The following is a 20,876-nucleotide window of genomic DNA, read 5'->3' on the forward strand; positions in this document are numbered from 1 at the left end:
GCTATTGCTATGAGGGTTGAGGGCTGGCGCCGGTTTGGCGTTGTCTCCAAACTGCAACATCAGTTTTACAATTTCTTAACCGAGCTGATATTGCGATGCAACAAACCTCACAGTCAAGTGCCCATCGTCGGATTTTTCGGTTACTTCTGAAACCATCCTATCGCTGATGCGAAGCATCATGGATGTTGAGCTGTCGTCGCCGGGAACAGCCTGAAGCGAGTTGGCGACAGGCGGATCGAACTGCCCTCCGCATTTGCCGGACTTGCCGCATGCGCGGGCAATTCAATTTCCAACTCGTCCTGCGTTTCCTCCAGCCGCGCTCTCAGCCGCAGCCGCGGACCACTGCGCTGCGCCCATATCACGGTGGCCTGCCAACCCGGCCCATCACCGTCCAGTTGCAGATCTTCGGGACGCACGAACAATTCCACTGCACCTTCGCCTTGTATGGCCGCCGGCGGGAAGAGATCGGTCCCGGCAACACGCAACCGATCTTGATGCCATTGGCCTGGCAAGCGATTCACCGCACCCACGAATGAGTAGACGAAAGGCGATGCAGGTTGGTCGTATGCCTCCGCGGGACTGGCCAATTGTTCGATGCGACCCTGATGAAGGATGGCGACGCGGTCCGCCAACTCCAACGCTTCCTCCTGATCGTGGGTGACGAAGATCGTGGTCAGGCCGGTGCGGTCGTGCAACTCGCGCAGCCAACGGCGCAGATCGCGGCGCACGCGCGCGTCCAACGCTCCAAACGGTTCATCCAGTAGCAAGACTCGCGGCTCGATGGCCAAGGCTCGCGCCAATGCCACGCGTTGACGCTGGCCCCCGGATAGCTGCGCCGGATAACGTGCTTCCAATCCATCCAGTTGCACCAGCGCGAGCAGTTCGCGCACACGCTCTTCTATACGTGCCTTTGGCCAGCGATCCTCGCCACGCCGCACACGCAGGCCGAAGGCGATGTTCTCGCGCACGTTGAGGTGCCGAAACAACGCGTAATGCTGAAATACGAAACCCACCCGCCGCGCCTGCACGCTGAGCCGCGATGCATCCTCGCCGTCGAACCAGATGGCGCCGTGGTCGGCCTGCTCCAAGCCGGCGATCGTGCGCAGCAAAGTGGTCTTGCCGGAACCCGACGGACCCAACAGTGCCAGCAATTCACCCTGTCGCACATTCAGGCTGATGTCGTCCAGCGCGGCGAAATCGCCGAAACGCTTGCTCAAATGTTCGATCCTGATACCCATGGTGCGACCTCTAGTGGCGATGGCTGGCGGCAAGCGATTCGCCGTGGCGCCATTCCAGATAAGACTTCAATACCAGCGTGACCAAGGCAGTCAGCGCCAGCAGCGAAGCGACGGCGAAAGCCGCGCTGTAGTTCTGTGCGATGTCGTTGTAGAGGACTTCCACATGCAGCGGCAACGTATTGGTACGCCCGCGGATATGGCCCGAAACCACCGATACCGCGCCGAATTCCCCCAGTGCGCGCGCACTGCACAACAACACGCCGTACAACAGCGCCCAGCGAATATTAGGCACCGTGACACGCCAGAATGTCTGCCAACCATTGGCACCCAGACTGAGCGCGGCAAGCTCTTCATCAGTACCTTGTTGCTCCATCAGCGGCATGAGCTCGCGCGCGATGAAGGGAAAGGTTACGAACAGCGTCGCCAGCACGATGCCCGGCACGGCAAAGATGATCTTGGGTAGCTGCAAAACGACCTCGCCCCACACCGGCAGGGTGAAACGCCAACCTTCCGCGATCAACGGCCAAGCCCAACCTTGGGCGCCGAAGATCAGCACGTACACCAGGCCCGCCACCACCGGCGACACCGCGAACGGCAGATCGATCAGACTCACCAGCAGGCGTTTGCCTGGGAATTGATGCTTGCTCACTGCCCAGGCCGCGGCGACGCCGAATACCAGATTCAGTGGCACCACGATCCCGGTCACGATCAGTGTGAGCCTGATGGCTTCCAATGCGTCCGCTTCAGTGATCGCGGCGATAAACGCCGGAACACCGCTGCTCAATGCCTGCACGAACACCAGCAGCAGCGGCAACAACAGGAAACCCAGCAGAAAAACCAATGCGGTGCCGATCAGCAGCACCCGCACCCACTTGGGTTCGGTGGTGGCGGCGACGGGATCGGAGCGGCGAGCGCTGACGGATTCCAGGAGCGAGCCCTCGGAGGGAAAGCCAATGGCGGCGGAAACGGCTTCGCTCATCTTAGCGCGCCCCGCTTCGCCAACTTGGATTGCAATGTGTTGATGATCAGCAGCATGAACAATGACAGCAGCAACATGGCCAGCGCGATGGCGGTCGCACTGGCGTAGTCGTATTCATCCAAGCGGAAGGTAATCAGGAGCGGTGCGATTTCGGTGACCCCGGGCAGATTGCCCGCAATGAAGATCACTGATCCGTATTCGCCCACGCCACGCGCGAACGCCAGCCCGAATCCGGCCAATATGGCCGGCCACAATGTCGGCAACACCACCCTGCGGACTGCCTGCCAACGGTTCGCACCCAGTGTGGCTGCGGCTTCCTCAAGCTCGCGCTCCACTTCCGCCAGCACCGGCTGCACCACTCGCACGACGAAGGGCAAGCCGATGAACACCAGCGCCACGGTAATGCCCAGGGACGTGTAGGCCACCTTGATCCCTGCGGCTTCCAACCAGCGCCCGATCCAGCCCGTCGGGCCGTACAACGCTGTCAGTGCAATACCCGCCACCGCGGTGGGTAGCGCGAAAGGCAGATCGATCATGGCGTCGAACAAGCGCTTGCCAGGAAACCGATAACGCACCAGCACCCAGGCGACCAACGTGCCCATTACCGCATTGAAAGCGGCCGCCGCCAGCGCGGTACCGAAACTGACTTTCAGCGACGCCAGCACTCGCGGCTGGGTCCAGATGTCCCAGAGACCTTGCCAACCCAGACCGCCAGCCTTGATGAACAAACCTGCCAGGGGAATCAGTACGATCAAGCCCAGCCATACCAAGGTATAGCCCAGACTGAGGCCGAAACCGGGTACGACCCGCCTGCGCGGCGCACGTTTTGCCGATAGCGATACTGCCGCCATCGACTACTTTTCCGCCTGGATCTGATCGAACACGCCGCCCTCGGCGAAATGCGTGGCCTGCGCCTTGGCCCAGGAGCCGAAAACCTGGTTGATCGTCACCAGTTCAATCTTGGGAAACGCTGCCATGTCAGCCGGATCTGCGTATTGCGGATAGCGAGGGCGGTAGTAGTGCCGTGCCGCTATTTTCTGACCTTCCGGCGAATACAGGTAACTGAGATATGCCTGGGCTGCTTCGCGGGTGCCGTGCTTGTCCACATTCTTGTCCACCAGCGCCACCGGAGGCTCGGCCAGGATCGACAGCTTGGGAACAACGATTTCGAACTTGTCGGGCCCGAGCTCCTTGACCGACAGGATTGCTTCGTTTTCCCATGCCAACAGCACATCACCGGTGCCGTGCTGTACGAATGTGGTGGTCGCGCCGCGCGCACCCGTATCCAATACCGGCACGTTGCGGAACAGCGCGCGCATCATGTTGCGCGTCTTGGCTTCGTCGCCTTTGAATATCTTCAGGCCATAAGCCCATGCCGCCAGATAATTCCAGCGTGCACCACCCGAGGTTTTTGGATTCGGAGTGATAACCGCCACGCCGGAGCGCAACAGGTCCGGCCAATCCTTGATCTTCTTCGGATTGCCCTTGCGCACCAGGAAAACGATGGTGGAGGTGTAAGGCGAGCTGTTCTCGGGCAGGCGTTTTTGCCAATCGACCGGAAGCAGCTTGGCGCGCTCGGCGATGGAATCGATGTCATAGGCCAGCGCCAATGTCACCACGTCGGCTTCCAAGCCATCGATCACCGCGCGCGCCTGCTTGCCAGAACCACCATGCGAAGTATCGACAGCGATCTTGCGACCGGTCTTCTGCTGCCAACTCTGCGCGAAGGCGGCGTTGATTTCGCGATAGAACTCGCGTGTAGGGTCGTACGACACGTTCAGCAGCTTGGCGTCCTGCGCGCCTGCGCTCGCGGCCAGCGTCAGTCCAAGGGCGACCAGCAGGTTGCGCGCCTGGCGGCGGAAGGTCGAGCTTTTCATGCAAACAATCTCCGGTGAATCAGAACGGATCGCGATATCGACGGAATCAAATTCTTGTTCTCACAATTTTTTGTCGCCGCCGCAAGGCTCGGAAAGTACACGCATACCATCTCACGCGCCGGCACCGGTCATCCGTTGCAGCTCCACAGAAGGCCGATCCCCTGCGGACAGAAAGCGAGATTGTGACGGCCTGACGCCATTGCGCTCGCCTTTCCTGATTTTGTGGGCATCACGCATTCCCAGCATGTGAAAGCGGCGGAAGCCCGCCCGAGCCTGAGATGCTGCGTACCTGCCCTGTCGCAGAGAAATGACGAAATGACCGGTGCTTATGTCTGATTCGCATGACGGCCAGCGGAAGGCCGTTAAAATGGCCGTCTGTCTCCAAAGCCCGGCCGCCATGTCCACCTCCCCAGCCGCATCCTCCGTTCTGACGCAGCGTTACGCCACCGAGTTGGAATCCATTCGTTCCCAGGGCCTGTTCAAGTCCGAACGCGTCATCACCAGCCCCCAGTCGGCCGAGATAGAACTGGAAGATGGCCGCAAGGTGCTGAACTTCTGCGCCAACAACTACCTGGGTCTGGCCGATCACCCGGACATCATCCAGGCGGCCAAGGCAGCATTGGACACCCACGGTTTCGGCATGGCCAGCGTGCGCTTCATCTGCGGCACCCAGGACCTGCACAAGCAGCTGGAAAAGACCATCGCTGACTTTTTCGGCACGGAAGACACCATCCTCTATGCGGCTTGTTTCGACGCCAACGGCGGTCTGTTCGAACCCTTGCTGGACGAAAACGACGCGATCATCTCCGATGCACTGAACCACGCGTCGATTATCGACGGCGTGCGCCTGTGCAAGGCCAAGCGCTTCCGCTACGCCAACTGCAACATGGCCGATTTGGAAGCGCAGCTACAGGCGGCCGATGCCGCGGGGTGCAAGACCAAGCTGATCACGACCGACGGCGTGTTCTCGATGGATGGCTTCATCGCTCCGCTGGACGAGATCACCGCATTGGCAAGAAAGTACGGCGCTTTGGTCCACATCGACGAATGCCACGCCACCGGATTCCTGGGCGCCACCGGCCGGGGTTCGGCCGAGGTCAAGGGCGTAATGGAAAAGATCGATATCTTCACCGGGACCTTGGGCAAAGCCATGGGCGGCGCCCTGGGTGGCTTCACTACTGCGAAAAAGGAAGTCGTGGAACTGCTACGGCAGCGTTCGCGCCCTTATCTTTTTTCAAACTCGCTCCCGCCGCACGTCGTGGCGGCCGGCATCAAGGCCTTCGAAATGCTCTCCTCCGCAGGCGAGCTGCGCGAACGGCTCAAGGACAACACACGCCATTTCCGCGAAAAGATGACGGCGGCCGGTTTCGATATCCGGCCCGGCGTGCACCCGATCTGCCCGGTGATGCTGTACGACGCGCCGCTGGCACAACGTTTCGCTGGACGTTTGTTGGAGGAAGGCATCTATGCGACCGGCTTCTTCTATCCGGTGGTACCGCAGGGTCAGGCGCGGATCCGCACGCAGATGTCCGCCGCGCACACCCGCGAACACCTGGACTACGCCATCGCCACCTTCATCAAGATTGGCCACGAACTCGGCGTGCTGAAGGCGTAGGCCGGTCACATGCGTCAGGCAAAGACTTCGTTAGACGTAGTCCGGGCTACCAGCCTGAGCAGCTCCCGCAGGTCACCCGGAAGCAATTTACCTTCGTCACCCGGCGCAGGCCGGGACCCAGTGCCTTGCAGTCCAGATAACCGTTGGCTCGATCAGCCATTCGGCTGTTGAAGCGCGTCTCACCGCATAGCTGGCCAAGCTCTTCAACAGCCGAATGGCTGGTCAAGTACTTCGGCGGGAGGCCGAGATGACGAATAGTGGCCTGACACGCAGCGCCTTATCGCCGAACTAGCGATTCGGCTTCGGATGCACTCAGCCATCGCCACTGACCCTTTGGCAAGTCGCCCAACGCCAGATCGCCGATTTCGGTTCGCACCAATCGCAGGACGTTAATGTCGAGAGCAGACAACAGCCGACGGATCTGCCGATTGCGGCCCTCGTCCAAAACAATTTCCAGCCAGGCGTTCTTTTCTCCCTGGCGCAACAGACGGGCCGCTTTCGCCGCCAGTGTCTGCCCGTCCGACTCCACGCCTGACATCATCGCCGTGAGCGATGCGGTGTCGGGAATACAGTTAATCTGGACGTGGTAGGTCTTGTCGGGACCGGTATCCGGATCGGTCACGCGCGCGGCCCATTCGGGATCGTTGCTGAAAAGCAGCAGCCCTTCGCTTGCTTTGTCCAACCTACCCACGGGCGCTAGCCAGGGCAGCGCCTCGCCGCCTTGCAGGCAGCGATAGACGGTGTCGCGACCATGCTCGTCGCTCGCCGTGGTTACCACGCCGCGAGGCTTGTTGAGCATCAGGTAACAACGTTGGCCGGCACCGATAGGCGTGCCGTCGACGGTAATGTGCTGTCTGTCTTTCGCTATTGGAAACTCGGGATCGCGAACGACCCGCCCGTCAACCGCCACCCTTCCTGCCGCGATCCAACGGGCAGCCTCCGTTCGCGAGCACAGACCTTCCTTGGAAAGTACGCGTGCCAGGCCATGCCGCGGAGTGGCGAAATGGGTTTTCGATGCCATGCTGTCGCCGACCGATGCGTCGTGGTTACGCCGCACGGTTCAATCGCTACAAAGTAGAAAAGAAAGGCCTCCGCAATGCGGAAGCCTTCGTCTTACTTGCTCTTCTCGGCGGCGGCCGGCACCGGCGCCGGGGCTGCCGCGGGCGCTGCACCCTTGGCAACGCGGACACCGCGCGACTTCATCCAGGCGTCGAACTCTTCAGCAGTCATCCGCTTGCCGTTCTGGTTCATGTCAAAACGCCACGGAGTGTTGTCGAACTCAGTCTTGGGTTTATAAGCGGCCGCACTGCTGGCGCCGGCTGCAGCAGCGGAAGGCGCCGCGGGCAATGCCTTGGCGACATTCTGGCAACCTTCGATACGCAGACGCAGCAACACGCGATCCACCGACAGCGCTTCATCGAATGAATGCGCCAACACGCCGCTGGGCGCACCCAGCTGTGTCGCATTGGCGACGAACTCCGGTGCAACCGGGGCAATTACGTTACGGGAGGGTAGCGGCGGCGGCACCAAACTGCCGGCGCAGTTGGGCGCGGCATGCAAGGCGGGAGCCGCAATGCTGATCAGACTGGCGAAAACGATACGGCGCATTGGCGGGACCCTGCATGAAGTTCGGCCACGAGTGTATGAAGCAGCGTTGCCAATATCAAGAAATCAGCGCCGTTTCCGCCAAGCGGCAAAGAATATTGGAACGAAACTCACTGGTCACCCTATTCATTCCCGTTCGCATCTTCCAAAAACACGAAGCCCGGCACTAGGCCGGGCTTCGGTATTGCTTTGCGATTGAAGCGTCCGATTAGTTCTGGACGTTCAATTCCGTACGACGGTTACGAGCACGGCCTTCAGCGGTGTCGTTGGTGTCGATCGGGCGGCTCTCGCCGTAACCGTTCGGGCCAACCAGACGCGAGGCGTCCACACCATTGCTGGTCAGGTAGTCGTACACGGTCTTGGCGCGACGCTCCGACAGACCCTGGTTGTAGGCATCGGTACCGACGGAGTCGGTGTGACCGGCGACTTCAACCTTCAGGTCGGGGTAACGCTTCAGGATTTCGGTCGCTTCGCTCAGGATGGAGACCGCATCCGGACGCAGCGTCGACTTATCGAAGTCGAAGTTGACGCCCTTCAGGTCGATCGAAACCGGTACCGGGCAGCCGTCCGGACCGATGGTCTGGCCAGCCTGCGAACCGGGGCACTTGTCGTCGCAGTTGTTCACGCCGTCGCCGTCGTCATCCATGTCGGCGCAGGTGTTGGCCGGAGCCGGAGGAGCCGGGGGAGCCGGAGCAGCAGCAGCGGCACCCAACGGGATGATCACGCCAACCGAAGCGAGCACGTCGCCGAACCAGCTTTCGTCCGGAGCAGCAACGCTCTGATCGTTGAAGTCGGCACGATAAGCGAGTTCAGCACGCACGCCGACGCGCTTTTCAAGCGTGGTCTGCAGACCAACGCCGACCTTGGCGGCAAAGTTGCCGTCTTCAGCCCGACCAGGAGAATCGGGGCTCGGGAAAGCGTCGAACTCTTCTTCCGAACGCTGGTAACCCAGGCCGGCCAGCAGGTAAGGATTCCAGCCGCGACCTTCAGTGACGAAGTGGCGACGCAGATCGAACGAGATACCGTACTGGCTCCAGTTCATATCGCGGTTGTCTTCGAACTTCGGGTTCTGATAGTTCAATTCACCATCGATCGACCAGTTCGGGCTGATGAACTTGCCGAGGCCCAGGCCGACAAACGGTGCATTGCGGGTTTCGCGCTGATCGTCTTGCAGGTTGAAACCGGCGGAACCGGTCAGGTACCAACGGTCGTCGAACTCCTGAGCGGAAGCGGCCTGCGCGACGCCCAGACCGCACAACATGGCGGCACAGAGAAGTTTCTTGTTCATTTGCTGCTCCTTGTAAAAATTCAGTTGTAGAGAACCGAAGTACGTACGTTACTTGCGTGGTTCCAGCTTTCTTATTGTCGAGACGGCTGTATCCGACGCCATCCTGAACAGATTATGCTGCAATAAGTGAAGACTGTGTTAACGGGACCCTAACAAGTACAGCAAATGTTAAACCCAAGTCACTCGCCAGCTTGGTACAGCGCCATGAAGTCTTGCACCGGCATCGCGTCGAACCGAGCAGGATTGGCGGCTGCAGCGAGTATCTGATCCACCTGCCCTGCCGGCAGATGGGCCCGCAACGCAGCCTCACATTTGGCCATTAATACAGGAATGCCTTCCGCGCGACGCTTGCGGTGACCGATGGGATAGTCCACCGAAATCTTGTCGGTCGAGCTGCCGTCCTTGAAGAACACTTGTATTGCGTTACCGATATAACGCTTGTCGGGATCAAAGTAGTCGCGGGTGAATTGCGGGTTCTCCCTGACCTCCATGACGTCGCGCAAGGCGTCGATACGCGGGTCAGCGGCCACAGTGTCCGAGTAGTCCTCCGCCGTCAAGCGCCCGAAGATCAGCGGCACCGCCACCATGTATTGGATGCAATGGTCGCGGTCGGCGTAGTTGGCCAGCGGACCGGTCTTGTCGATGATGCGAACGCCGGCTTCCTGGGTTTCGATGACGATCTTCTCGATCTGGTCCAACCGGTCGCGAACCTGCGGGTGCAGCGTCATGGCGCACTCCACGGCCGTCTGGGCATGGAACTCGGCCGGGAAGCTGATCTTGAACAGTACGTTTTCCATGACGTAGCTGCCAAACGGGCGTTCGAACTGGAACGGCTTGCCCTTGAAGGCAATGTCGTAGAAGCCCCACGTCGGTACGCTGAGCGCGCTGGGATAGCCCACTTCGCCATTGACGGCATTCAAGGCATGGATAACCGCGCGCCGGCAGGCATCACCGGCGGCCCAGCTCTTCCGGGGGCCGGTATTGGGGGCATGACGGTAGGTACGCAGCACGCCGTTGTCGATCCAGCTATGCGAAACGGCATTGATGATCTGTTCCTTGTCGCCACCCAGCATGTGCGTGGCCACGGCGGTGGAAGCCAGTCGTACCAGGATGACGTGATCCAGGCCGACCCGGTTGAACGAGTTCAACAGCGCGTAGCCGCCTTGGATCTCGTGAGCCTTGATCGCGTAGGTGAGCACGTCGCGTACGGTCAGCGGTTGGCCGCCATCGCGCACGGCACGGCGGCTGAGGTAGTCGGCGACCGAAAGAATGGTGCCCAGGTTGTCCGACGGGTGGCCCCATTCGGCGGCCAGCCAAGTGTCGTTGAAATCCAGCCAGCGAATCTGTGCGCCGATGGCAAACGCACCTTGCACGGGATCCAGTTCGTGGGTGGTGCCGGGAACGCGGACGCCTCCCTGCATGGTGGCGCCGGGCACCACCGGTCCGAGGTGCTTCACGCAATCCGGGAATTTCATCGCCAGCATGGCGCAGGCCAGCGAATCCAGCAGCATGTAGCGGGCAGTGTCGTAAGCCTCCTGTGAATCGATCCGGTAGTCGGCGACGTAATCGGCGACATCGACCATCGGCTGGTCGGGATTGGGGCGGGTGGCGGATCGGATGTCGTGATGGCTCATTGAAAGACTCTGCGGGAAAAAATCCGCGCTATTTTGCCAGACCACCGCGTCCGCCGTGGGAATAGCGACCGATATACCCGGAGGCAGGCCCGTTGCGGCGGCGCAACACATCGAATCACGGACGGCACTTGGCGCCGGTCGAGAGCGGCACAATGCTGCAGGCATGACCAATATCCTTCCCTCTCTGTTCGTCTCCCACGGTTCGCCGATGCTGGCCGTTGAAGACTCCGTCACTGCCCGTTTCCTGGAGCACTTGGGAACTCAGCTACCGCTGCCCAAAGCCATCGTCATCGCCTCCGCCCACTTCGCAGCGGCACATCCCACCGTGACCTCAGCGCCGGCCCCCGCGACGATTCATGACTTCGGAGGTTTCCCTGCACCGCTGTATGAGATCGAGTATCGAGCTCCCGGTGCGCCTGAGCTTGCCAAGCGCATTGCGCGGACGTTGGTCGCCGCCGGGTTCGACGCGCGCGAGGACCATCACATCGGCATCGACCACGGTGTCTGGGTGCCGCTTCGCCGCATGTTTCCGCAGGCCGATGTCCCGGTGGTTGCTTTGTCGGTGAATCCGCAAAGCGACGCCGAATGGCATTACCGCATCGGCCGCGCGCTGGCGCCATTGCGACAAGAAGGCGTACTGGTGATCGGCTCCGGAGGCTTCTCGCACAACTTACGTGCGCTGGATTGGCATCATGCGGATGCCCCGGCGTTTTCCTGGATGACCGCGTTCACCGACGCATTGCGCGAAAGACTGATCGACGGCGACATCGCGGGCGCGCTGAACTGGCGTGCCTTGCCCGAAGCGCTGCGCAATCATCCAACGCCGGAGCATCTCTATCCTTTGTACGTGGCTTTGGGAGCGGGTGGCGACGGCACGCATGGCCGGTTACTTCACCGCGATGTCGAGCTTGGTGGGTTGGCAATGGATGCGTTTGCTTTTGAGTAGCTCGACTGCTCACTTTACGTAGAGCGGAGCTTGCTCCGCTGCTTTCTTCTCTGCACCCGACAGCAAAAAGCTAATCCCCATCAATCCCCCTAAAAAAGGGGAAGGTTTCTTCTCTGCATAAATGATGAGGTGAGGGAGAGAAGGTTCTTTCTCGAAGAAAGCACTTCCGCAACATGGCGGCGCTCAGCTGTCAGAACTGCAATCCGCGCTCCCACGGCGGATCGTCCCCGAACTCATCAGCCAGCAAGTCGATGAAGGCGCGTACCCGCGGCGGCACCAATCGCCGCTGCGGCATGATCGCGCTGATGGCGGTGGTCGCCGGCGGATAATCCGGCAATACGATTTCCAATCGTCCCGCACGCAGATCGTCGGCGATATGCCACAGCGAATGGACCACGATGCCTTCGCCCGCCAGCGACGCGTCACGCAGCACTTCGCCAAAATTGCTTTCGAAACGTCCCTGCACGCGTACGGCGATTTCCTGCCCGTCCGGCCCTTGCATCCGCCATACGTCTTGTCGGCCATTGCTGCCGAACAACAACAGGCAATCGTGCGCGGTCAGATCTTCGGGCACCCGCGGCCGCCCGCGACGGCGCAGGTAATCCGGCGATGCGCACAGCACGCGGCGATTGGAGGCGATGCGACGCGCGACCAATCCCGAATCTTCCAGTGCACCAATCCGGATCGCCAGGTCGAAGCCTTCGCTGACCAGATCCACGACGTTGTCGCTCAGGTGCGCGCTTAGTCGCAGTTTGGGGTGTCGCGCCAGGAAACTGGGCAGCAATGGCGAAACGTACTGGCGACCGAAGGAAGCCGACATCGTTACTCGCAGAGTCCCGGCCACCTCATTGGCGGCTTCCCGCAATCCTGCGCCCAACGACTCCAGGTCCTCTACCAGCACTCTGCCCTGCTGGGCCAAGGCAGCGCCTTCGGGCGTGGGATGTAGCCGGCGAGTCGTCCGATGCAGCAGGCGAACTCCCAACTCTTTCTCCAGCCGCTTCAAACGCTGGCTGGCGACGGCGACCGACAGATCCAGGCTACGGGCGGCGGCGGTAATCGAGCCCAGGTCGACTACGCGCAGGAACAGGGCCAAATCACCGACTCGATCCATTATCAATATTTCATTGGAAGTGATTAGCCATATTCGCCGTTTTCAGAAGACAGTGAAAGTCCCAAGCTGCCACCTTCCCCCAACCGCCGGGACCGCCCGTGAATTCCACTCTCCCAAAATCGCGCCTGCCGATCGCGCTATACGCGCTGACCGCCGGTGCCTTCGGCATTGGCACCACCGAGTTCGTCATCATGGGCCTGTTGATGCAGGTCGCCGCCGACCTGCAGGTCACCATCGCGGCCGCCGGGCTGTTGATCTCCGGCTACGCGCTAGGCGTATTCGTCGGCGCGCCACTGCTGACCGCGGCCACCAGCCGGATGCCACGCAAGGCGGTGCTGGTGGCGCTGATGGTTATCTTCACCCTCGGCAACCTGGCCTGCGCAATCGCCCCGAACTACACCTTGCTGATGATCGCGCGGGTGATAACGTCGCTGGCGCACGGCACTTTCTTCGGCGTCGGCGCCGTGGTGGCGACAGGCCTGGTGGCGGAAGACCGCAAGGCATCCGCAATCTCCATCATGTTCACGGGACTGACCGTAGCGACGCTGCTGGGCGTGCCCGCCGGCGCTTGGCTGGGGCTGCAGCTCGGCTGGCGCGCGACGTTCTGGGCGGTGACCGTGATCGGCGTGATCGCCACCATCGTCATCGCCACGCTGGTGCCTGCCGATCGCAGCGACGCCCCGCCAATCGCCTTCCGCGAGGAACTCAAAGCCATCGCTCGCCCGCAGGTGTTGCTGGGCTTGTTGATGACAGTGCTTGGCTTCGGCGGCATGTTCACCGTGTACACCTACATCCAGCCGCTACTCACGCAAGTCACCGGATTTTCCGAAAGCGCGGTCTCACCCATCCTGCTTATGTTCGGCGTCGGCATGATCCTGGGCAATCTGTTGGGCGGCCGGTTCGCCGACAAGCGATTGGTTCCGGCCCTGCTCGGCACGTTGCTCGCGCTGGCCGCGGTGATGGGATTGATGACCTTTGTGCTGCACATCCGGTGGGCCATGGTGCTGTTCGTTGGTTTGTTGGGTGCGGCAGCGTTCGCCACGGTGTCTCCATTGCAGCTATGGGTGTTGCAGAAAGCGGGGGGTGCACAAAGCCTGGCATCCAGCTTGAATATCGGCGCATTCAACCTGGGCAATGCGCTTGGCGCGTGGCTAGGCGGCGTGGTGATCACGCACGGCGCGGGACTAGCCGCATTGTCCTGGATCGCGGCGTTAGTGCCGGTATCTGCCTTCTTGGTCGCTTTGTGGAGCATTGCACTGGAACGCAAACAAGACCGCACCGCATTGGTCGAACAGGCCGAATGCGCCTGATGCGTTGCGCGTAACACTACCTCCCTCTTCTTCAAGGAATACACCATGGAATTCCGCTTTCTCGGCAACTCCGGTTTCAAGGTTTCCGCGCTCGGCTTCGGTGCCGGCACGTTTGGCGGCAAAGGACCGTTGTTCAGTGCCTGGGGCAATACCGAAGCGACTGAAGCGCGCCGCATGATCGATCTCAGCCTGGATGCCGGCCTCAATTTTTTTGATACCGCCGATGTCTATTCCGACGGCGCCTCGGAGTCGATCCTGGGTGCCGCCATCCAGGGCAAACGCGATCAGGTCATTCTTTCCAGCAAGACCGGGCTACGCCTGGGCGAGGGCCCGAACGACGCGGGCGCTTCGCGCTTCCGCCTGCTGAAAGCCGTGGATGCTTCTCTGAAACGGCTAGGTACCGATTACCTGGACCTGCTGCAGCTGCACGCCTTCGACGCCCTGACTCCAGTCGAAGAAACCTTGTCCGCGCTCGACGGTTTGGTGCGCGCCGGAAAGGTGCGCTATCTGGGCGTATCGAACTTCTCCGGATGGCAACTGATGAAATCGCTGGGCATCGCCGATCAGCGTGGTTATGCGCGTTATGTCGCCAACCAGACCTACTACTCGTTGATTGGCCGCGACTACGAATGGGAGCTGATGCCGCTGGGCATCGATCAGGGTGTCGGCGCCGTGGTATGGAGCCCGCTGGGATGGGGGCGTTTGACTGGGAAAGTTCGTCGCGGTCAGCCACTGCCGGCTACCAGCCGCCTCCATGACACTGCCGACATTGGGCCGCCCGTGGACGACGAGCGCCTGTTTCGCATCATTGAAGCGATGGATGTCATCGCCGAGGAAACCGGCAAGACACTCCCGCAGATCGCCATCAACTGGCTGCTGCAACGGCCTACCGTATCGACCGTGCTGATCGGCGCGCGCAACGAAGAACAGCTGAAGCAAAATCTCGGCGCGATTGGCTGGAACCTCAACGCCGATCAGATGCAGCGATTGGATGCTGTTAGCCGTGTCGAGGCGCCGTATCCTTACTATCCTTACTGGCGCGGCCAGTTCTCCGAGCGCAGTCCGCTGCCTGTTTGATTTCCCCATCCCGGAGTCGCCATGAAAGCCGTCGGTCTCACTCGTTACCTCCCCATCGACGATCCGCAATCGTTGATCGATCTCGAACTGCCCAAACCAACAGCAAGCGGTCACGACTTGCTGGTGCGTGTCGAAGCCGTGTCGGTCAACCCGGTGGATACCAAAGTCCGCTCGCCCAAACCGCAGGAGGAATCGCACCCCAAAGTACTGGGCTATGACGCCGCCGGTGTGGTGGAAGCCGTCGGCGAACACGTCACCCTGTTTCAGCCTGGCGACGAGGTGTACTACGCGGGCGACATCACCCGCAGCGGCACCAACGCGCAATTCCATCTGGTGGACGAACGCATTGTCGGCCGTAAGCCGATCACCCTGGATTTCGCCCAGGCCGCGGCGATGCCGCTGACCACCATCACGGCCTGGGAGCTGCTGTTCCATCGCATGCCGTATTCGATCGACGCTGAAGACAACGATCGCAGTCTGCTGATTATCGCGGGCGCTGGCGGCGTGGGTTCGATTGCGATCCAACTCGCGCGCCGCGCCGGCTTCGCTGTCATCGCTACCGCCTCGCGACCGGAAACGATCGACTGGTGCAAGGCAATGGGCGCGCAGCACGTGATCGATCATCGTCAGCCGCTGGCACCGCAACTGAAAGCGTTGGGCTACCCTCAGGTGGATGCCGTGCTCAGCTTGGCCAGCACCGACCGGTATTGGGATGCGATCGGCGAGATCGTCGCGCCACTCGGGCACGTCGGGCTGATCGTGGAGCCTGCAGAGGCGCTAAAGATAGGCGGCCCCTACAAAGACAAGAGCGTCGGTCTGCATTGGGAAATGATGTTCGCCCGCGCCCGCTTCAATACACCGGACATGATTGAGCAACATCGCCTGCTCAACCGTACCGCCAGCCTGATCGATGCGGGCGAACTGCGCCCCACACATACCGAAACACTGGGTCCGATCAATGCCGACAACCTGCGCGAAGCACATCGCCGGCTGGAATCAGGAACGACCATCGGCAAGCTGGTGTTGGCCGGCTGGTAGTCGCCCGCAGCAATAACCTCGCAGACACAACAATGAGAAAGTCACGATGAGCTTTTCCGCCTGGTCGCTGTTCTGCACGCTATCGCTGGTGACCGCCTTCAGTCCGGGTCCGGCGGTGTTATTGGCGGTGTCGAATGCCGCCACCTTGGGCATGCGCCGAGCACTGGTGAGTTCCGCCGGCAATGCGGTGGGTGTGTTTCTGGTTTCGGCTACGGCGATGCTCGGCCTGGGTGCACTGTTGAAGACCTCGGCATTGTGGTTTGGCGCCTTGAAGATCGCTGGCGCGGCGTACTTGATCTATCTGGGGATCCGTCAATGGCGAAGCCGTGCCGTGCTATTCGATGGCGTGGAGAACGCTGCGCAGGTGCCGGTTCAATCTTCTGGTCGTCTTTTCCTGCAAGGCCTGTTGGTCGCAACCAGCAACCCGAAAAGCATCGTTTTCTTCACCGCACTGCTGCCGCAATTCATGCGGCAGGACACGACGATCATGCGCCAGTTCCTGGTACTGACGCTGACCTTCGCCGCCTGCACGGTGTTATCGCACCTGTGCTATGTCGCCGTGGCTCGCGGCCTGGGCCGATGGTTCACTGGCAATCGCGGGCGGTGGTTCAACCGGCTTTCCGGTGCGATGTTCGTTACGCTGGGCCTGGGACTGCTGCGCCTGCGCCGGCAAGCCGCTTAAGGGCGGCAGCCGGCCGCGCGGGCTTGCGGTAACCTGCGCTTGTCAGCCGCGACAATTCCGGGCATCGTGCGCTCTCCATACGCAAGCGTATCCAAACCCGCATGACCGCGATCGCGTCCGCCGCTGGCCAGCACTCCTTGTCGCCCGACATTCCATCCCCGCACTACCCTCATCTTTTCACCCCGCTCGATTTGGGTTTCACCCAAATCCGCAATCGCGTGCTGATGGGTTCCATGCATACGGGCCTGGAGGACCGCGCCCGCGACTTCCCGCGACTGGCTGCGTATTTCGCCGAGCGGGCGGCGGGTGGGGTTGGATTGATCGTTACCGGTGGTTTCTCACCCAACCTGGTTGGCTGGCTCAAGCCGTTCGGCGGCAAGTTGTCGTGGCCGTGGGAAGCACGGCCGCACAAGTTCGTCACCCGCGCCGTGCACGAGCATGGCGCCAAGATATGCGCGCAGCTGCTGCATGCCGGCCGCTACGGCTATCACCCGTTCACCGTTGCGCCTTCCAAGGTGAAAGCACCGATCAACCCATTCACTCCACGCGCGTTGTCTGTGCGCGGCATCGAGCGGCAGATTTCCGCATACGCCAATGCAGCACGACTGGCGCGCGATGCTGGCTACGATGGCGTGGAAATCATGGGTTCGGAAGGCTATTTCATCAACGAATTCACCGCGCCGCGCACCAACAAGCGCAATGACGCCTGGGGCGGCACACCGGAGAAGCGCATGCGCTTCGCGGTGGAAATCGTGCGCCGCGTGCGCGAGGCGTGCGGCCCGGATTTCATCATCATCTATCGGTTGTCGCTGTTGGATCTGGTGGAGGACGGCAACCAGTGGAACGAGATCGTCGCCCAGGCCAAGGCGGTGGAAGCGGCCGGTGCGACGATCATCAATTCCGGTATCGGCTGGCATGAAGCGCGAGTACCGACCATCGTCACCTCGGTGCCGCGGGCGGCTTTCGCCGACGTTACCGCCAAGCTCAAGCCGCATATCGCGCTGCCGGTCATCGCAACCAACCGTATCAACATGCCGGATGTCGCCGAAGGCATTCTTGCCGAAGGCAAGGCCGACATGGTGTCGCTGGCACGCCCGCTGCTGGCAGACCCGGATTGGGCCAACAAAGCGCGTGCGGGCAAAAGCCACGCCATTAACACCTGCATCGCCTGCAATCAGGCCTGCTTGGACCACGTCTTCGAAAACAAGAACGCCAGCTGCCTGGTGAATCCGCGCGCCTGCGCCGAAACCGAATTGATCTATGCCAAGGCGCGCGCGGTCAAAAGCATTGCGGTAGTCGGTGCCGGGCCGGCCGGCCTGGCCTGCGCGACGGTGGCGGCGGAACGAGGGCATCGGGTCACGCTATTCGACGCGGCGAACGAGATCGGCGGGCAGTTCAATTACGCGAAGCGAATTCCGGGCAAGGAGGAATTCCACGAAACCTTGCGCTACTTCCGCCACAAGCTCGAGGAAACAGGCGTCGAAGTGAAGTTGGCGACTCAAGCAACGGCGGAAACACTCGATGGCTTCGATGAAATCGTGCTGGCCACGGGCATTGTTCCGCGCAAGGTCGATTTCCCGGGTGTGGACCACACCAAGGTCGTGAGCTACGTGGATGTGCTGAGCGGCAAGGTCCAGGTTGGCGCACGAGCCGCGTTGATCGGCGCGGGCGGCATCGGCTTCGATGTGGCGGAATATCTAGTGCATGCCGGCGCGGATTTGCACGACGCGCCGCATCCGCAGGAAAAGTCCCGCTGGATGGCCGAATGGGGCGTGGACCCGACTTTCGAAGCCCGCGGCAGCCTGGCTCCGCCTCAGCCCGAACCACCCGTCCGCGAGGTCTGGCTGTTGCAGCGTTCCCCAGGCAAGCCGGGCGCCCGCCTGGGCAAGACCACGGGCTGGGTGCACCGCGCCACCCTCAAGGCCAAACAAGTGAAGATGCTGGGCGGGGTCGAATATCTGGGCGTGGACGATGTTGGTCTGCGCATCCGTGTGGACGGTGCCGAGCAGGTATTGCCGGTAGACCAGGTAGTGATCTGCGCCGGGCAGGAACCACGTCGCGATCTGCACGCGACCTTGGTGGCGGCCGGAAAAACGGCTCACCTGATTGGCGGCGCCGATGTAGCTGCCGAGCTGGATGCAAAGCGAGCCATTGCGCAGGGCAGTCGATTGGCGGCGGCACTGTAACGCGCGCACCTTTGCTGCGTATATCCGTTGCCGCCGCGTAGGAGCGGCGTCCCGCCGCGAGCTGTTTCTGCCAGGTCGCGATAGAAGCGAAGAGCTCGCGGCGGGACGCCGCTCCTACGAATCCATGGGCCGCAATCTCATTTCCGATCAAGCACTTAGTCGAACTGTCAACCCCGCGTGTTCAGGCCGGGTTCCGGCTTTCGCCCTTACCTTGCGCGCACTCTTCGGCCCGCCGCCCAGTTCAGGCAGGCCACCCCGGCGACCTTCTATTAAGCCGGATCCCGGGCAGCCCGTGTGATGGCTGCCTCCCCATGACGCCCTGCCGTGTCCAGCTAATGTCCTTTTCCGCGTATGGAGAAGTACAGGGACCCGGGAAAGACGGAGCAAGGAGTTCCTATGAAACTGGCCTGGATTTTATGGCTGTCGCAAATGCTTCCGCAGCCGGCCGCTGATTCGCTGTGCCTAAGTACCACCGTATACCTGGAAGCCCGCGACCAGACCCTGCGGGGCCAGGAAGCCGTAGCCGAAGTTGCCTTGCGTCGCCGCGACAGCGGTCTGTGGGGCGACTCCATGTGCGAGGTCGTCACCGCCCGCAAACAGTTCGCCCCCACCATCGTCGCCCCAGGCACTCGGCTGCAGAACGCCGACGCGTGGGCCAAGTCGGTGACGGTGGCCCTGAACGCGGAGCGCAATTGGGCCCTGCCACCCAACGAGCGCAAGGAAATCGTTCCCGGTGCCAGTCACTTCGCTGCGCTGTCGATCTCCAACCCCAGTTGGCGCAATGCGTATCACGTCGCAACCATCGGCAGCCACACGTTCCTGCGCGTGCAGAAACTGAAGCCGCGCGAGTCCTGAGGCGGAGCTGCTGCGCCTCATCGCGCAGTAAGTCGATCCCACGGCTAGAACGCGAAACTCTATCTGACATCTTCTCGCACATCCGATGAGTAGCCAGTAGCGCCAGCGTGGCTGGCTTGACCGGCTGCCTTAGCCGTCCCGGTTAAGGATCTTCATTGAACGTACTCATTGAAGCTCCCCCATCCACTCCGGAATGTCGCGCTGCGCATGCAGCACGCGCCAGACGTCCACCTGTGTTTCGCGTTCGACATAGAAGACCAAGTACGAGAATTTCTGGACGGGCCAGAACCGCATGCCGCCAAGGTTCAGGGCGACGGCATAGCGTGACGCACCTGCGCGCGGATGCGCGGCGACATGACGGACCGCTGTCGACACCGCATCCACCCATTTCATTGCCAACGCCTCACCGCTCTGTTCGCGATACCACGCCGTAGCTTGCCGCAGGTCGTTTTCGGCTTGCGGCAGCACATGGATTGGTTTGCCGGTCATGCAGCGTCTTGGTTCTTAGCGATAGCGCGAAGATCGGCAAAAAAGGCGTCGTCGACCAATCGGCCGGGCCCGGAATCGGCGCCCTCCAGCAGCATTCCACGCAGCCGCTCCACGTCACGCTGTTTGCGGATCAGTTCACGCAGGTATTCGCTGCTGGAGCCGTAGCCGTGTTCGGCGACCTGTGCATCAATGAACTGCTTGAGCTCGTCGGGCAGGGAAATGTTCATCGTGGCCATGTGCAGCCTCCTTTGGCAAAGATTGCCAAGAAAGTGTGCCCTTGGGCCTCCTGGGATGCAAGCGGTCGGCCGCATGGGTCATCCGCGGGATCCCGGGGGCACGGTACTCGCCGCGCCGTATGCTTGAGGAAGCGCCCTGAGTGTGCGGTTTTGCAGCTAGTCGATAATGGCTTGCGCACTCTGCAGCCAGCGCGTGGCGAATGCATGGTCCTTCGCCCGTGAAAGCGCGTTCGCCATCTCCGGTAGCAGGGCCTGCAATGCATCCAGGTCCGTACAACGTTCGACTTTCAGCTGCATGAAATAACCCTTCAAGCCCAAGTGGGCGCGAATGCTTTCGGTCATCAGCGCATACAGCGCCAAGTACTTTTCCCCGGCCGCTTGTGGCGACGACGCTACCGCGGCGTTCTCACCCGCGCGCTTGCTGGAGGCGGCTTCCGCCACCAACTGATCCTGTCGTGCCGCTGTGATCAGGCCCAGGCCGAGCAACTGCTGCAACGTATCTGGCGGCGCATGCAAAGCCGCGATCAGCTCTGTCAGCTCGGCCTCGTTACGTTGTCCGTCCGCCATCAACAAGATCGAGCGTGCGCTTGACGTCAGCTTGCGGCTGCGCTCGAGAATCTCTTGTTTACCGGCGTCGGTTTTGGAAAAAACCGTGGCGTGCATCGTCCCCTCCCCTTTTTTGAACCTTGCTCCGGGCCCCCGCCCGGTTA

20 protein-coding genes are annotated in these 20,876 nt (G+C 61.5%); 8 read left to right on the plus strand and 12 right to left on the minus strand.

Annotation, left to right across the window (positions count from 1 at the left end):
• Positions 1 to 176: 176 nt before the first annotated feature.
• From AADW18_RS09285 to AADW18_RS09300, 4 genes are read right to left on the minus strand one after another with little or no spacing between them, the layout of a single operon-like run.
• Entirely contained in the window at positions 177 to 1,238 is a 1,062-nt protein-coding gene (locus AADW18_RS09285) for a sulfate/molybdate ABC transporter ATP-binding protein (RefSeq protein ID WP_337343088.1), read from the minus strand.
• 10 nt (positions 1,239 to 1,248) lie between these two features.
• Positions 1,249 to 2,217: a sulfate ABC transporter permease subunit CysW gene (gene cysW / locus AADW18_RS09290; protein WP_337343089.1), complete on the minus strand. Its 969-nt coding sequence runs from the start codon at positions 2,215 to 2,217 to the stop codon at positions 1,249 to 1,251.
• On the minus strand, positions 2,214 to 3,068 hold the full coding sequence (gene cysT, locus AADW18_RS09295; RefSeq protein WP_337343090.1) for a sulfate ABC transporter permease subunit CysT: 855 nt from the start codon (positions 3,066 to 3,068) through the stop codon (positions 2,214 to 2,216). Before cysT ends, cysW begins: the two co-directional genes overlap by 4 nt.
• A 3-nt stretch (positions 3,069 to 3,071) precedes the next feature.
• A complete protein-coding gene (locus tag AADW18_RS09300; protein WP_337343091.1) occupies positions 3,072 to 4,094 on the minus strand; it encodes a sulfate ABC transporter substrate-binding protein in 1,023 nt (340 codons plus the stop codon).
• Between the two features lie 397 nt (positions 4,095 to 4,491).
• Here AADW18_RS09300 and kbl point away from each other — a divergent pair, with 397 nt between their 5' ends.
• Complete coding sequence (gene kbl / locus AADW18_RS09305) at positions 4,492 to 5,709, plus strand: glycine C-acetyltransferase (protein WP_337343092.1); 1,218 nt, start codon at positions 4,492 to 4,494, stop codon at positions 5,707 to 5,709.
• A 277-nt stretch (positions 5,710 to 5,986) separates the two neighbouring features.
• Here kbl and AADW18_RS09310 read toward each other — a convergent pair whose 3' ends face one another.
• From AADW18_RS09310 to AADW18_RS09325, 4 genes are all read right to left on the minus strand, one after another.
• Positions 5,987 to 6,730, minus strand: coding sequence for a pseudouridine synthase (locus AADW18_RS09310; RefSeq protein WP_337343093.1), 744 nt, complete (start codon positions 6,728 to 6,730; stop codon positions 5,987 to 5,989).
• Positions 6,731 to 6,822: 92 nt separating this feature from the next.
• Positions 6,823 to 7,317, minus strand: coding sequence for a hypothetical protein (locus tag AADW18_RS09315; protein ID WP_337343094.1), 495 nt, complete (start codon positions 7,315 to 7,317; stop codon positions 6,823 to 6,825).
• A gap of 205 nt (positions 7,318 to 7,522) precedes the next feature.
• A complete protein-coding gene (locus AADW18_RS09320; protein ID WP_337343095.1) occupies positions 7,523 to 8,602 on the minus strand; it encodes an OmpA family protein in 1,080 nt (359 codons plus the stop codon).
• Positions 8,603 to 8,781: 179 nt separating this feature from the next.
• Positions 8,782 to 10,236, minus strand: coding sequence for a bifunctional 2-methylcitrate dehydratase/aconitate hydratase (locus tag AADW18_RS09325; RefSeq protein WP_337343096.1), 1,455 nt, complete (start codon positions 10,234 to 10,236; stop codon positions 8,782 to 8,784).
• A gap of 163 nt (positions 10,237 to 10,399) precedes the next feature.
• On the opposite strand from AADW18_RS09325, the gene AADW18_RS09330 reads away from it, so the two are divergent.
• On the plus strand, positions 10,400 to 11,182 hold the full coding sequence (locus AADW18_RS09330; protein ID WP_337343097.1) for a class III extradiol ring-cleavage dioxygenase: 783 nt from the start codon (positions 10,400 to 10,402) through the stop codon (positions 11,180 to 11,182).
• A gap of 190 nt (positions 11,183 to 11,372) precedes the next feature.
• Here AADW18_RS09330 and AADW18_RS09335 read toward each other — a convergent pair whose 3' ends face one another.
• Positions 11,373 to 12,293 carry a LysR family transcriptional regulator gene (locus tag AADW18_RS09335; protein ID WP_337343098.1) on the minus strand — a complete coding sequence of 307 codons (921 nt, stop codon included), beginning with the start codon at positions 12,291 to 12,293 and terminating at the stop codon, positions 11,373 to 11,375.
• A gap of 98 nt (positions 12,294 to 12,391) precedes the next feature.
• On the opposite strand from AADW18_RS09335, the gene AADW18_RS09340 reads away from it, so the two are divergent.
• From AADW18_RS09340 to AADW18_RS09365, 6 genes are all read left to right on the plus strand, one after another.
• On the plus strand, positions 12,392 to 13,603 hold the full coding sequence (locus tag AADW18_RS09340; protein ID WP_337343099.1) for an MFS transporter: 1,212 nt from the start codon (positions 12,392 to 12,394) through the stop codon (positions 13,601 to 13,603).
• Positions 13,604 to 13,648: 45 nt separating this feature from the next.
• A complete protein-coding gene (locus tag AADW18_RS09345) occupies positions 13,649 to 14,680 on the plus strand; it encodes an aldo/keto reductase (protein WP_337343100.1) in 1,032 nt (343 codons plus the stop codon).
• 21 nt (positions 14,681 to 14,701) lie between these two features.
• Positions 14,702 to 15,718: a zinc-binding alcohol dehydrogenase family protein gene (locus AADW18_RS09350; RefSeq protein ID WP_337343101.1), complete on the plus strand. Its 1,017-nt coding sequence runs from the start codon at positions 14,702 to 14,704 to the stop codon at positions 15,716 to 15,718.
• 46 nt (positions 15,719 to 15,764) lie between these two features.
• The gene (locus AADW18_RS09355; protein ID WP_337343102.1) at positions 15,765 to 16,400 is read left to right on the plus strand and encodes a LysE family translocator; all 636 of its coding nucleotides are present in this window, start codon (positions 15,765 to 15,767) and stop codon (positions 16,398 to 16,400) included.
• Between the two features lie 110 nt (positions 16,401 to 16,510).
• Complete coding sequence (locus tag AADW18_RS09360) at positions 16,511 to 18,586, plus strand: NADPH-dependent 2,4-dienoyl-CoA reductase (protein ID WP_337343305.1); 2,076 nt, start codon at positions 16,511 to 16,513, stop codon at positions 18,584 to 18,586.
• Positions 18,587 to 18,982: 396 nt separating this feature from the next.
• Complete coding sequence (locus AADW18_RS09365) at positions 18,983 to 19,441, plus strand: cell wall hydrolase (RefSeq protein ID WP_337343103.1); 459 nt, start codon at positions 18,983 to 18,985, stop codon at positions 19,439 to 19,441.
• Between the two features lie 165 nt (positions 19,442 to 19,606).
• Here the strand turns inward: AADW18_RS09365 and AADW18_RS09370 are convergent, their stop codons facing one another.
• The 3 genes from AADW18_RS09370 to AADW18_RS09380 all read right to left on the minus strand — a co-directional run bounded on the left by AADW18_RS09370 (position 19,607) and on the right by AADW18_RS09380 (position 20,829).
• Entirely contained in the window at positions 19,607 to 19,930 is a 324-nt protein-coding gene (locus tag AADW18_RS09370) for a type II toxin-antitoxin system RelE/ParE family toxin (protein ID WP_337343104.1), read from the minus strand.
• Complete coding sequence (locus AADW18_RS09375) at positions 19,927 to 20,166, minus strand: type II toxin-antitoxin system ParD family antitoxin (RefSeq protein WP_337343105.1); 240 nt, start codon at positions 20,164 to 20,166, stop codon at positions 19,927 to 19,929. The genes AADW18_RS09370 and AADW18_RS09375 overlap by 4 nt, the downstream gene beginning before the upstream one ends.
• A gap of 156 nt (positions 20,167 to 20,322) precedes the next feature.
• Positions 20,323 to 20,829, minus strand: a complete 507-nt coding sequence (locus AADW18_RS09380) for a hypothetical protein (RefSeq protein ID WP_337343106.1) — start codon at positions 20,827 to 20,829, stop codon at positions 20,323 to 20,325.
• Between the last annotated feature and the right edge of the window lie 47 nt (positions 20,830 to 20,876).

Source organism: Pseudoxanthomonas sp. CCNWLY206-1, from assembly GCF_039710385.1.
Lineage (GTDB): Bacteria > Pseudomonadota > Gammaproteobacteria > Xanthomonadales > Xanthomonadaceae > Pseudoxanthomonas_A.